We start from the raw sequence: 12,141 nt of genomic DNA, 5'->3' as shown, positions 1-12,141 counted from the left end.
ATGGCTGAAGCCGAAAAAACAGTCCGTACGCTGACCGGCCGTGTTGTCAGCGACAAGATGGACAAGACCATCACCGTTCTGATCGAGCGCCGCGTTAAGCACCCGATCTACGGTAAATACGTCAAGCGTTCGACCAAACTGCACGCTCACGACGAAACCAACCAGTGCAAGATCGGCGACAAGGTTTCCATTTGCGAAACCCGTCCGCAGTCCAAGACCAAGTCCTGGGCTCTGGTTGAAGTCGTCGAACGCGCAGTTGACGTCTAAGGGCTAGGGGTCGGAGAAATTTTATGATTCAGACTCAATCCATGCTCGATGTGGCTGACAACAGTGGTGCACGTCGCGTTATGTGCATCAAGGTGCTGGGCGGCTCTCATCGTCGCTACGCCGGCATCGGCGACATCATCAAGGTCACCGTCAAGGAAGCAATTCCGCGCGGCAAAGTGAAGAAAGGTCAGGTCATGACCGCAGTGGTTGTTCGTACCCGTCACGGCGTTCGTCGTGCCGACGGTTCGATCATCCGCTTCGACGGCAACGCTGCTGTTCTGCTGAACAACAAGCAGGAGCCGATCGGTACCCGTATCTTCGGGCCAGTGACCCGTGAACTGCGTTCCGAGAAGTTCATGAAGATCGTCTCGCTCGCCCCTGAAGTGCTTTAAGGAGATCCGACATGCAAAAGATTCGTCGTGACGACGAGATCATCGTGATCGCCGGCAAAGACAAAGGTAAGCGCGGTAAGGTGCTCAAGGTTCTCGCTGACGACCGTCTGGTCGTCGGTGGCATCAACCTGGTGAAGCGTCATACCAAGCCGAACCCGATGTCGGGCGTTCAAGGCGGTATCGTCGAGAAAGAAGCGCCACTGCACGCTTCCAACGTTGCCATCTTCAACAGCGAAACCAACAAGGCTGACCGCGTTGGTTTCAAAGTCGAAGACGGCAAGAAAATTCGTGTCTTCAAGTCCACCCAGAAGCCGGTTGGCGCTTGAGAATCCGTAGGTAAATACCATGGCACGACTGAAAGAGATTTACCGGAAGGAAATCGCGCCCAAGCTGAAGGAAGAACTGAAGCTGGCGAACGTGATGGAAGTTCCGCGCATCACCAAGATCACCCTGAACATGGGCCTGGGCGAAGCCATCGGTGACAAGAAAGTCATCGAGAACGCCGTTGCCGACCTCGAGAAGATCACCGGTCAGAAAGTCGTTGTGACTCATGCCCGCAAGTCGATCGCAGGTTTCAAGGTTCGTGAAGGTTGGCCGATTGGCGTCAAGGTCACTCTGCGTCGCGAGCGTATGTACGAGTTCCTGGATCGTCTGCTATCCATCTCCCTGCCGCGCGTGCGTGACTTCCGCGGCCTGAATGCCAAGTCCTTCGATGGTCGTGGCAACTACAGCATGGGCGTGAAAGAGCAGATCATCTTCCCGGAAATCGATTACGACAAAATCGATGCGCTGCGTGGTCTGGACATCACCCTGACTACCACTGCCCGTAACGATGATGAAGGCCGCGCTCTGCTGCGTGCTTTCAACTTCCCGTTCCGCAACTGATCGGAGTCTGGATAATGGCCAAGACAAGCATGAAGAACCGCGAGCTGAAGCGTCAGCAAACGGTTGCCAAGTACGCCAAGAAGCGTGCCGAGCTGAAAGCCACCATCGCTAATCCGAACACCAGTCCGGAAGCGCGTTGGGAAGCTCAGGTCGCTCTGCAGAAGCAACCACGTGACGCCAGCGCCTCGCGCCTGCGTAACCGTTGCCGCATCACCGGCCGTCCGCACGGCGTTTACCGCAAGTTCGGTCTGTCGCGTAACAAGCTGCGCGAAGCCGCCATGCGCGGTGACGTACCGGGCCTGGTGAAAGCCAGCTGGTAATAGCAGTAAAAAAAGCGAAGCCGGCCTAGTGCCGGCTTTGTCTTTATTTGAACAAGCCCCTTTTGGGGCTTGATTCATTTTTGATCGGTCTCTAGAATGTCCGGCTCTCCTGAGCCTGGTATTTCCATGCCGAGCTTTTGGATGATCCCACAGCCCTCGGGCTGTTCTTTTTGTATCAGGAGCGTCTAGCCCATGAGTATGCAGGACCCGTTAGCGGACATGCTAACTCGTATCCGTAATGCCCAGATGGCTGAAAAGTCCGTCGTAAGCATGCCTTCTTCCACTCTGAAGGTAGCCGTAGCCAAAGTTCTGAAAGACGAAGGTTACATTGCGGGTTATGAAGTCAATGGTGAAGCCAAGCCACAACTGTCCATCGAGCTGAAGTACTTCGAAGGCCGTCCGGTCATCGAGGAAGTCAAGCGCGTGAGCCGTCCTGGCCTTCGTCAATACAAATCCGTCGATGACCTGCCGAAGGTTCGCGGCGGTCTCGGTGTTTCCATCGTCTCCACCAATAAAGGTGTGATGACGGATCGCGCTGCGCGCGCTGCCGGTGTCGGCGGCGAAGTGCTCTGCACCGTGTTCTAAGGGGGGGATAAGCATGTCTCGCGTTGCTAAGAACCCCGTTGTGCTGCCTGCCGGTGTCGAGATCAAACTCGCCGGTCAGCAGCTCTCGGTCAAGGGTGCCAAGGGCGCTCTGGAACTGAACGTTCACTCGTCCGTGGAAGTGATCCAGGAAGGTAGCGAACTGCGTTTCGCCGCTCGTAATGGCGACCAGCAGAACCGCGCTATGGCCGGTACTACTCGTGCTCTGGTGAACAACATGGTCATCGGTGTCAGCCAAGGCTTCGAGCGTAAGCTGCAGCTGGTCGGCGTGGGCTACAAAGCTCAAGCCAAAGGCCAGGTGCTGAACCTCGCACTGGGCTTCTCCCACCCGATCGACTACGAACTGCCGGAAGGCGTCGTGGCTGAAACCCCGAACCAGACCGAAATCCTGATCAAGGGTATCGACAAGCAACTGGTGGGTCAGGTGGCTGCGGAAATCCGTGACTTCCGTCGTCCTGAGCCCTACAAGGGCAAAGGCGTTCGTTACGCGGATGAAGTTGTCCGTCGTAAAGAAGCCAAGAAGAAGTAAGGGGCTGAAAAATGACCGACAAAAAAGTTACTCGTCTGCGTCGCGCTCGCAAAGCACGCCTGAAAATGCACGAGCTCGAAGCCGTGCGTCTGTGCGTGTACCGCTCTTCGCAGCACATCTACGCCCAGGTCATCTCGGCCGACGGCAGCAAGGTTCTGGCCAGCGCCTCTACCTTGGACAAAGCACTGCGTGATGGCGCCACCGGCAACGTCGACGCAGCCAAGAAAGTTGGTGCGCTGGTTGCTGAGCGTGCGAAAGCCGCTGGTGTGACCCAGGTGGCATTCGACCGTTCTGGCTTCAAGTACCACGGCCGCGTCAAGGCGCTGGCTGATGCTGCTCGTGAAGGCGGGCTGGAGTTCTAAGTTATGGCAAATAACGACCAAAAGCGCGACGAAGGCTACATCGAGAAGCTGGTTCAGGTTAACCGCGTTGCCAAGACCGTAAAGGGTGGCCGTATCTTCACTTTCACCGCGCTGACCGTGGTAGGTGATGGCAAGGGTCGCGTCGGTTTCGGCCGTGGCAAGTCCCGCGAAGTTCCGGCTGCTATCCAGAAGGCTATGGAAGCTGCGCGTCGCAACATGATCCAAGTTGATCTGAACGGCACCACTCTGCAGTACCCGATCAAGTCCGCTCACGGCGCCTCCAAGGTGTTCATGCAGCCGGCTTCGGAAGGTACCGGTATCATCGCCGGCGGTGCCATGCGTGCCGTGCTGGAAGTGGCTGGTGTGCAGAACGTTCTGGCCAAGTGCTACGGCTCGACCAACCCGGTGAACGTGGTTCACGCCACTTTCAAGGGTCTGAAGACCATGCAGTCTCCGGGTTCTGTTGCAGCCAAGCGTGGCAAGAGCGTCGAGGAGATTCTCTAACCATGGCTAATACCGTCAAAGTGACTCTGATCAAGAGCACCAATGGCCGTCTGGCCAATCACAAAGCTTGCGTCAAGGGCCTGGGCCTGCGTCGCATCGGTCACACCGTAGAGGTTCTGGATACTCCGGAAAACCGCGGCATGATCAACAAGGCTTACTACCTGTTGAAGGTGGAGGGTTAATCATGCAACTGAACGATCTGCGTTCCGCGCCGGGTGCCCGTCGCGAGAAGCACCGTCCGGGCCGTGGCATCGGTAGCGGTCTGGGTAAGACTGGTGGCCGTGGCCACAAAGGTCAAACCTCCCGCTCCGGTGGTTCCATCGCTCCGGGCTTTGAGGGTGGTCAGCAGCCGCTGCACCGCCGTCTGCCGAAGTTCGGCTTCGTCTCCCTGAAGGCTATGGATCGCGCTGAAGTGCGTACCTCCGAGCTGAACAAGGTAGAAGGTGTTGTAACTCTGCAGGCTCTGAAGGATGCCAATCTGGTAGGCCATCACGTACAGCGTGTGAAAGTCATGCTGTCCGGTGAGGTTACCCGTGCGGTCACCCTGAAAGGTATCGCCGCCACCAAGGGTGCGCGTGCGGCTATCGAGGCAGCTGGCGGTAAGTTCGAGGACTAAATGGCTAAGCAAGGTGCTCTCTCAGCGCTGGCAGGTGGCGGGTTGTCCGAACTCTGGGCTCGTCTGCGTTTCCTGTTCCTGGCGATCATCGTCTACCGGATAGGTGCGCACATCCCGGTTCCTGGCATCAACCCAGACCGACTGGCGGATCTGTTCCGGCAGAATGAGGGGACCATTCTTAGCTTGTTCAACATGTTTTCCGGCGGCGCGCTGGAGCGGATGAGCATCTTTGCACTGGGGATCATGCCGTACATTTCGGCATCGATCATCATGCAACTGATGACCGCTGTCAGCCCGCAGCTGGAACAGTTGAAGAAGGAAGGTGAAGCTGGCCGTCGCAAGATCAGCCAGTACACCCGCTACGGCACTCTCGTTCTGGCGTTCGTTCAGGCCATCGGTATGTCCGTTGGTCTGGCTAGTCAGGGCGTTGCGTTCTCGGGCGATTTCGGCTTCCACTTCGTGGCGATCACCACTTTCGTGGCGGGCGCGATGTTCATGATGTGGCTAGGCGAGCAGATCACCGAGCGCGGTGTCGGCAACGGTATCTCGATGCTGATTTTTGCAGGCATCGTGGCCGGTCTGCCGTCGGCAATCGGGCAGTCTTTCGAGTCTGCTCGTCAGGGCGATATCAACATCTTCGCTCTGATCGCCATCGGCCTGCTGGCAGTAGCGATCATCGGTTTCGTGGTGTTCATTGAGCGTGGTCAGCGTCGCATTGCGGTGCACTATGCCAAGCGTCAGCAGGGCCGCAAGGTCTTCGCTGCGCAGACCAGCCACCTGCCGTTGAAGGTGAACATGGCGGGCGTAATCCCGGCCATCTTCGCCAGCAGCCTTCTGCTGTTCCCGGCCTCGCTGGGTGCCTGGTTTGGTCAGTCCGAGGGTTTGGGCTGGCTGCAGGACATTTCGCAGGCTATCGCTCCTGGTCAGCCGTTGAACATTCTGCTGTTTAGTGCAGGGATCATTTTCTTCTGCTTCTTCTACACAGCGCTGATGTTCAACCCGAAAGACGTAGCGGAAAACCTGAAGAAGTCCGGTGCCTTTATTCCGGGCATCCGTCCGGGCGAGCAGTCTGCACGCTATATCGATGGCGTTCTGACCCGCTTGACCATGTTCGGTGCTCTGTACATGACGGCCGTGTGCCTGCTGCCCCAGTTCCTGGTGGTTGCAGCCAACGTTCCGTTCTACCTTGGCGGGACCTCGTTGCTGATCGTGGTCGTGGTTGTAATGGACTTCATGTCCCAAGTGCAATCGCACCTCGTGTCTCACCAGTACGATTCCCTGATGAAGAAAGCCAACCTGAAGGGCTATGGCAGCGGCATGCTCCGCTGATCCACCCGTAAGGTTCGAGGAGTTGGTAATGAAAGTTCGTGCATCGGTGAAAAAGCTGTGCCGTAACTGCAAAATTATCCGTCGCGAAGGTGTCGTGCGGGTGATCTGCAGCGCAGAGCCGCGTCACAAGCAGCGCCAAGGCTGAGTGTGAACCACGCGTGATAAGCCCGGCAGCTAGTGCGCTGCCGGGTTGATTATTTGTTATTACAGCGTTAATATCTCGCGCCCTATTTCTTGGCTTCCGGGGCGTAGGTAGCTGTCAATTGGAGTTCCACTGAATGGCCCGTATTGCAGGCGTTAACATTCCGGATAACAAGCACACTGTTATCTCGCTGACCTACATCTTTGGTGTTGGTCGCACCACTGCACAGAAAATCTGTGCCGCTACCGGTGTAAATCCGGCTGCGAAAATCAAGGATCTGACTGACGAGCAGATCGAACAGCTGCGTGGCGAAGTAGCCAAGGTGAATACCGAAGGCGACCTGCGTCGTGAAGTGAATATGAAGATCAAGCGCTTGATGGATCTGGGTTGCTACCGTGGCCTGCGTCATCGTAAAGGTCTGCCGGTTCGCGGTCAGCGTACCAAGACCAACGCTCGCACCCGTAAGGGCCCGCGTAAGCCGATCCGCAAGTAATCGCATTCGCGAATCGACAGGAATTTAGTCATGGCAAAACCTGCTGCTCGTACTCGTAAAAAAGTCAAAAAGACGGTGGTTGATGGCATCGCCCACATCCACGCGTCTTTCAACAACACTATCGTGACCATTACCGACCGTCAGGGTAACGCCCTGTCCTGGGCTACCTCCGGTGGTTCGGGTTTCCGCGGCTCGCGTAAGTCCACTCCGTTTGCTGCCCAGATCGCCGCCGAGCGCGCTGGTCAGGCTGCACTGGAATACGGTCTGAAGAACCTCGACGTCAACGTCAAAGGTCCAGGCCCAGGTCGCGAATCCGCCGTGCGTGCTCTGAACGCCTGCGGCTACAAAATCGCCAGCATCACCGACGTGACGCCAATCCCGCACAACGGGTGCCGTCCGCCGAAGAAGCGTCGCGTGTAATCAGGAGACAGTGAGAAATGGCTCGTTACATTGGTCCCAAGTGCAAACTGTCTCGCCGTGAAGGCACCGATCTCTTCCTGAAGAGTGGTGTTCGCGCGCTTGAATCTAAGTGCAACATCGAAGCAGCTCCCGGTATTCACGGTCAGCGTCGCGGTCGCCAGTCCGACTACGGCACCCAGCTGCGTGAAAAGCAAAAAGTCCGTCGTATCTACGGCGTTCTGGAGCGTCAGTTCAGCGGTTACTACAAGCAAGCTGCCAGCCAGAAGGGCGCCACCGGCGAAAACCTGCTGCAACTGCTGGAGTGCCGTCTGGATAACGTGGTTTACCGTATGGGCTTTGGTGCTACCCGTGCCGAATCCCGTCAGCTGGTTTCGCACAAAGCAATCAGCGTCAACGGTCAGACCGTAAACGTACCGTCCTACCAGGTTAAAGCTGGCGACGTCGTTGCTGTTCGCGAGAAATCGAAGAACCAGCTGCGCATCGCTCAGGCTCTTGAGCTCTGCGCCCAGCGCGGCCGTGTTGAGTGGGTAGAAGTAGACGCTGAGAAGAAGTCTGGTGTGTTCAAGAACGTACCGGCTCGTAGCGATCTGTCCGCTGACATCAACGAGAGCCTGATTGTCGAGCTCTACTCCAAGTAAGGGCTAGAAAATAGGTGCATCCATGCAGATTTCGGTAAATGAGTTCCTGACCCCCCGTCACATTGATGTGCAGGAGGTCAGTCCGACCCGCGCCAAGATCACTCTCGAGCCTCTCGAGCGTGGTTTTGGCCATACCCTGGGCAACGCGCTGCGTCGCATCCTGTTGTCCTCCATGCCTGGCTGTGCAGTAGTCGAGGCCGAGATCGACGGGGTACTCCACGAGTACTCCGCGATCGAAGGTGTGCAGGAAGATGTCATCGAGATCCTGCTCAACCTGAAAGGTCTGGCTATCAAGCTGCACGGCCGTGACGAAGTGACCCTGACTCTGGCTAAGAAGGGCCCGGGCGTAGTTACCGCTGCCGATATTCAGCTGGATCACGATGTTGAAATCGTCAATGGCGACCACGTAATCGCCAACCTGGCTTCCAATGGCGCGCTGAACATGAAGCTCACAGTGGCTCGTGGTCGCGGCTATGAGCCGGCTGACGCGCGTCAGAGCGACGAAGATGAAAGCCGCAGCATTGGTCGCTTGCAGCTGGATGCTTCGTTCAGCCCTGTGCGTCGGGTTGCTTACGTGGTGGAAAACGCCCGTGTCGAGCAGCGCACCAACCTGGACAAACTGGTTATTGACCTGGAAACCAACGGTACTCTGGACCCTGAAGAGGCTATCCGTCGTGCCGCGACCATCCTGCAGCAGCAGCTGGCCGCGTTCGTCGACCTCAAAGGTGACAGTGAGCCAGTGGTGGTCGAGCAGGAAGACGAGATCGATCCGATCCTGCTGCGTCCTGTCGATGACCTGGAACTGACCGTACGTTCGGCCAACTGCCTCAAGGCAGAGAACATCTACTACATCGGTGACCTGATTCAGCGCACCGAAGTAGAGCTGCTCAAAACCCCGAACCTGGGCAAGAAATCCCTGACCGAAATCAAGGATGTTCTGGCTTCTCGCGGTCTGTCCCTCGGTATGCGCCTCGACAACTGGCCGCCGGCAAGTCTGAAGAAAGACGATAAGGCCACTGCCTGATCGTCATCATCACCGAACGAACAAGTTTGGTAAGGAATTGAACCATGCGTCATCGTAAAAGTGGCCGTCACCTCAGCCGCACCAGCGCTCACCGCAAGGCCATGTTCCAGAACATGGCGGTTTCGCTGTTCGAGCACGAGCTGATCAAAACTACCCTGCCGAAAGCCAAGGAACTGCGTCGCGTTGCCGAGCCGCTGATCACCCTGGCCAAGGAAGACAGCGTTGCCAATCGTCGTCTGGCCTTCGACCGTACCCGTTCGAAAGCCATCGTTGGCAAACTGTTCAACGATCTGGGCAAGCGCTACGCCACCCGTAACGGCGGCTACCTGCGCATCCTCAAGTGCGGTTTCCGCGCTGGCGACAACGCTCCGATGGCTTATGTTGAACTGGTCGACCGTCCGGTCGGCGGTTCGGTAGAAGCTGCCGAGTAAGTCTCTGTTCCCTACGCCGAGCCGGCCTGCGTCAAGCAGCCAGTTCAGGCCAAGGCAACGACAAACGCCCCAACAGTGTTGGGGCGTTTGTTTTTGCGGCGGAAAAATCCTGGCTTTTCTCCTGTTGCGGTGGTGCTCGGTTTGGACGCGTCCGGGCGTCTATCGAAAGAAAATGACTATCTTGTCGTTGTGTTTCATATATTGGTTCTTTCGTAAGTGCAGGACTATTCTTCTTTCATTGTCGGGCCACAGCCGTTGGAACCGACACGATGAGGAGAAGGAGAGAAGCATGTCGAACACAGGTAAATGCCCGTATCATGTCGCAGGCCAGGGGACGACCAATCTGGATTGGTGGCCGAATCAGTTGCGTGTGGATCTGCTGAACCAGCATTCCGAGCGCTCCAACCCGCTGGGCGAGACATTCAACTACGCCGAAGAATTTAAGAAGATCGACTATTCCGCCCTCAAGGGTGATATCCGCAAGGTACTCACCGATTCGCAGGAGTGGTGGCCGGCCGACTGGGGCAGCTACGTCGGTCTATTCATCCGCATGGCCTGGCATGGCGCCGGCACGTACCGTCTGGTTGATGGCCGGGGTGGTGCGGGTCGTGGTCAGCAGCGTTTTGCGCCGCTGGGCGCCTGGCCGGACAACGCCAACCTGGACAAGGCTCGTCGCCTGCTGTGGCCGGTGAAGCAGAAGTATGGACAGAAGATCAGCTGGGCCGACCTGTTCATGCTGGCCGGCAACGTTGCCCTGGAGTCTTCGGGTTTCCGTACCTTCGGCTTCGCTGCCGGGCGCGCGGACACCTGGGAGCCGGATAACGACGTCAACTGGGGCACGGAAAAGGAATGGCTCAAGCACCGTCGTAGCGAGGCGCTGAAAGACAGCCCGCTGGCGGCCACCGAAATGGGCCTGATCTACGTCAACCCGGAAGGCCCGGAAGCCAGTGGTGATCCGCTGTCGGCGGCGCCGTTCATCCGTGCCACCTTCGGCAACATGGCGATGGACGACGAGGAAATCGTCGCCTTGATCGCCGGTGGCCACACCCTGGGCAAGACGCACGGCGCGGTGCCGGGCGACAAGATCGGCCCCGACCCGGAAGCCGCTCCCATCGAGCAGCAGGGCCTGGGCTGGTTCAGCGGCTATGGCAGTGGCAAGGGTAAGGACGCCATTACCTCGGGGATCGAAGTCACCTGGACGCAAACGCCGACCCAGTGGAGCAACTACTTCTTTGAGAACCTGTTCCAGTACGAATGGGAGCAAGTCAGGTCGCCGGCCGGCGCGATCCAGTGGGTGGCCAAGGATGCCCCGGAGATCATCCCTGATCCTTTCGATCCGGCGGTCAAGCACAAGCCGACCATGCTCACCACCGACCTGACCCTGCGTTTCGATCCGGCCTTCGAGAAAATCTCGCGGCGTTTCCTCAACGACCCGCAGGCGTTCAGCGAAGCCTTCGCCCGCGCCTGGTTCAAGCTGACCCACCGCGACATGGGGCCAAAGGCTCGCTACCTCGGCCCGGAAGTGCCGAAGGAAGACCTGATCTGGCAAGACCCGCTGCCGCCAGCCGGCCCGCTGCCGTCTGCTGCCGACATTGCCGATGCCAAAGCGAAGATCGCGGCGCTGGGCCTGAGCGTATCCGAACTGGTTTCCCTGGCTTGGGCCTCGGCGGCCACCTTCCGGGGTGGCGACAAGCGCGGCGGTGCCAACGGTGCGCGCCTGGCGCTGCAACCGCAGCGCGGCTGGGCGGTGAACAAGATCGCGGTTGCCGCGCTGGCCAAGATCGAGGGCATCCAGGCTTCGACTCGCCTGTCTCTGGCCGACCTGATCGTCCTGGCCGGTAATCTCGGCGTCGAGCAGGCCGCTAGTGCTGCCGGTACGTCGATCGAGGTGCCGTTCGCCGCTGGTCGCGTCGATGCCTCGCAGGAGCAGACCGACGTGCACAGCGTTGAATACCTGCGTGGCCCGGCCGATGGCTTCCGTAACTGGAAGGCCGATGGTATCGATATCGGCGACGAGGTGCTGCTGATCGACAAGGCTCAGCAGCTGACGTTGACCGCGCCGGAGATGACCGCGCTGCTCGGTGGCCTGCGTGTGCTGGGCGCCAACTGGGATGGCAGCCTGCGGGGTGTGTTCACCGACAAGGTGGGCGTGCTGAGCAATGACTTCTTCGTCAATGTGCTGAGCATGGACCTGGAGTGGAAACCCAGTGGCGAGGGCTTCGATGTGCTGGAGCGCAAGACCGGGGCGAAGAAGTACACGGCCAGCCGTGCCGACCTGGTGTTCGGTTCCAACTCGGTGCTGCGCGCCTATGCCGAGGTGTATGCCCAGGACGGCGGCCAGCAGAAGTTCATCAAGGACTTCGTCGCGGCCTGGACCAAGGTGATGAACCTGGATCGTTTCGATCTGGCCTGACGCTTCACTGAGCGGTAACGCAACGCCTCCCTCGCGGAGGCGTTGTGCTTTTGCTTGACCGAACCCCGCGTCAGGCGGAGCATTGCCACTTGTTCATGAATGCTACAAGGAATGCCCGGCATGAAAGGCCATACCGAAGTCGTCGACTATCTCAAGCATCTGCTCAAAGGTGAGCTGGCCGCTCGTGACCAGTATTTCATCCATTCGCGGCTGTATGAGGACTGGGGTTTCAGCAAGCTCTACGAGCGCATCAACCACGAGATGGAAGAGGAAACCCAGCACGCCGACGCGCTGCTCAAGCGCATCATCTTCCTCGAGGGTGTGCCGGATATGGTGCCCAACGCCTTCTCCTTCGGGCAGACCGTGCCTGAGGCGCTGAAGCTGGATCTGGCGCTGGAGTACGAAGTGCGCGCGGCCCTGAGCAAGGGTATCGAACTGTGCGAGAAGCATCAGGATTACCAGACTCGCGACATCCTCCTGGCACAGCTCAAGGATACCGAGGAAGACCACGCCTATTGGCTGGAGATTCAGTTGCAGCTAATCGACAAGCTGGGGCTGGAGAAGTACCTGCAAAGCCAGATGTAAGCTGACTTGTCAAAGTAAGAGCCCCGCATGTGCGGTAATGCTGTTCACTTAAGAAACGGTTGAGCTCGATCAGTCCCCTCGCCCCTCTGGGGAGAGGGTTAGGGAGAGGGGGAAACTGGCAGTTTTGCGGTGTTTTCTGCCCTCTCCCCCAGCCCCTCTCCCATAAATGGGAGAGGGGAGCCAAACGT

General features: G+C 58.2%; 20 protein-coding genes. All 20 read left to right on the top strand.

Annotated features, from left to right (window positions below):
* Entirely contained in the window at positions 1–267 is a 267-nt protein-coding gene (gene rpsQ, locus PSOLE_RS04590) for a 30S ribosomal protein S17 (RefSeq protein ID WP_003463297.1), read from the top strand.
* Positions 268–290: 23 nt separating this feature from the next.
* The gene (gene rplN, locus PSOLE_RS04585) at positions 291–659 is read left to right on the top strand and encodes a 50S ribosomal protein L14 (RefSeq protein WP_003243907.1); all 369 of its coding nucleotides are present in this window, start codon (positions 291–293) and stop codon (positions 657–659) included.
* 11 nt (positions 660–670) lie between these two features.
* Positions 671–985, top strand: a complete 315-nt coding sequence (gene rplX / locus PSOLE_RS04580; protein ID WP_003463290.1) for a 50S ribosomal protein L24 — start codon at positions 671–673, stop codon at positions 983–985.
* Between the two features lie 19 nt (positions 986–1,004).
* Entirely contained in the window at positions 1,005–1,544 is a 540-nt protein-coding gene (gene rplE, locus PSOLE_RS04575; protein WP_003243911.1) for a 50S ribosomal protein L5, read from the top strand.
* Between the two features lie 14 nt (positions 1,545–1,558).
* Positions 1,559–1,864: a 30S ribosomal protein S14 gene (rpsN, locus tag PSOLE_RS04570; RefSeq protein WP_003463288.1), complete on the top strand. Its 306-nt coding sequence runs from the start codon at positions 1,559–1,561 to the stop codon at positions 1,862–1,864.
* Positions 1,865–2,056: 192 nt separating this feature from the next.
* Positions 2,057–2,449 carry a 30S ribosomal protein S8 gene (gene rpsH, locus PSOLE_RS04565; protein ID WP_003243915.1) on the top strand — a complete coding sequence of 131 codons (393 nt, stop codon included), beginning with the start codon at positions 2,057–2,059 and terminating at the stop codon, positions 2,447–2,449.
* 13 nt (positions 2,450–2,462) lie between these two features.
* A complete protein-coding gene (gene rplF / locus PSOLE_RS04560) occupies positions 2,463–2,996 on the top strand; it encodes a 50S ribosomal protein L6 (RefSeq protein ID WP_017675613.1) in 534 nt (177 codons plus the stop codon).
* 11 nt (positions 2,997–3,007) lie between these two features.
* The gene (gene rplR / locus PSOLE_RS04555) at positions 3,008–3,358 is read left to right on the top strand and encodes a 50S ribosomal protein L18 (protein ID WP_017675612.1); all 351 of its coding nucleotides are present in this window, start codon (positions 3,008–3,010) and stop codon (positions 3,356–3,358) included.
* A 3-nt stretch (positions 3,359–3,361) separates the two neighbouring features.
* Positions 3,362–3,862: a 30S ribosomal protein S5 gene (gene rpsE / locus PSOLE_RS04550; RefSeq protein ID WP_017675611.1), complete on the top strand. Its 501-nt coding sequence runs from the start codon at positions 3,362–3,364 to the stop codon at positions 3,860–3,862.
* A 2-nt stretch (positions 3,863–3,864) separates the two neighbouring features.
* Entirely contained in the window at positions 3,865–4,044 is a 180-nt protein-coding gene (rpmD, locus tag PSOLE_RS04545) for a 50S ribosomal protein L30 (RefSeq protein ID WP_003243922.1), read from the top strand.
* A 2-nt stretch (positions 4,045–4,046) separates the two neighbouring features.
* A complete protein-coding gene (gene rplO / locus PSOLE_RS04540; protein WP_017675610.1) occupies positions 4,047–4,478 on the top strand; it encodes a 50S ribosomal protein L15 in 432 nt (143 codons plus the stop codon).
* Positions 4,479–5,807, top strand: coding sequence for a preprotein translocase subunit SecY (gene secY / locus PSOLE_RS04535; protein WP_017675609.1), 1,329 nt, complete (start codon positions 4,479–4,481; stop codon positions 5,805–5,807).
* 28 nt (positions 5,808–5,835) lie between these two features.
* Positions 5,836–5,952: a 50S ribosomal protein L36 gene (rpmJ, locus tag PSOLE_RS04530; RefSeq protein ID WP_002555468.1), complete on the top strand. Its 117-nt coding sequence runs from the start codon at positions 5,836–5,838 to the stop codon at positions 5,950–5,952.
* A 133-nt stretch (positions 5,953–6,085) separates the two neighbouring features.
* Positions 6,086–6,442: a 30S ribosomal protein S13 gene (gene rpsM, locus PSOLE_RS04525; RefSeq protein ID WP_003463275.1), complete on the top strand. Its 357-nt coding sequence runs from the start codon at positions 6,086–6,088 to the stop codon at positions 6,440–6,442.
* A 30-nt stretch (positions 6,443–6,472) separates the two neighbouring features.
* Positions 6,473–6,862, top strand: coding sequence for a 30S ribosomal protein S11 (gene rpsK, locus PSOLE_RS04520; RefSeq protein ID WP_003243933.1), 390 nt, complete (start codon positions 6,473–6,475; stop codon positions 6,860–6,862).
* Between the two features lie 17 nt (positions 6,863–6,879).
* Positions 6,880–7,500 carry a 30S ribosomal protein S4 gene (gene rpsD, locus PSOLE_RS04515; RefSeq protein ID WP_024309654.1) on the top strand — a complete coding sequence of 207 codons (621 nt, stop codon included), beginning with the start codon at positions 6,880–6,882 and terminating at the stop codon, positions 7,498–7,500.
* A gap of 22 nt (positions 7,501–7,522) precedes the next feature.
* Positions 7,523–8,524, top strand: coding sequence for a DNA-directed RNA polymerase subunit alpha (locus PSOLE_RS04510; protein WP_003463273.1), 1,002 nt, complete (start codon positions 7,523–7,525; stop codon positions 8,522–8,524).
* A 44-nt stretch (positions 8,525–8,568) separates the two neighbouring features.
* Positions 8,569–8,955, top strand: coding sequence for a 50S ribosomal protein L17 (rplQ, locus tag PSOLE_RS04505; RefSeq protein WP_003243945.1), 387 nt, complete (start codon positions 8,569–8,571; stop codon positions 8,953–8,955).
* A gap of 289 nt (positions 8,956–9,244) precedes the next feature.
* Entirely contained in the window at positions 9,245–11,368 is a 2,124-nt protein-coding gene (gene katG, locus PSOLE_RS04500; RefSeq protein ID WP_074858052.1) for a catalase/peroxidase HPI, read from the top strand.
* A gap of 120 nt (positions 11,369–11,488) precedes the next feature.
* A complete protein-coding gene (bfr, locus tag PSOLE_RS04495; RefSeq protein WP_074858054.1) occupies positions 11,489–11,953 on the top strand; it encodes a bacterioferritin in 465 nt (154 codons plus the stop codon).
* Positions 11,954–12,141 lie beyond the last annotated feature (188 nt).

Source organism: Pseudomonas oleovorans subsp. oleovorans (assembly GCF_002197815.1).
In the GTDB taxonomy this organism is placed as follows: domain Bacteria; phylum Pseudomonadota; class Gammaproteobacteria; order Pseudomonadales; family Pseudomonadaceae; genus Aquipseudomonas; species Aquipseudomonas oleovorans.
Note: the sequence above shows the minus strand (reverse complement) of the source record. Positions and strands in the feature narration are given on the sequence as shown.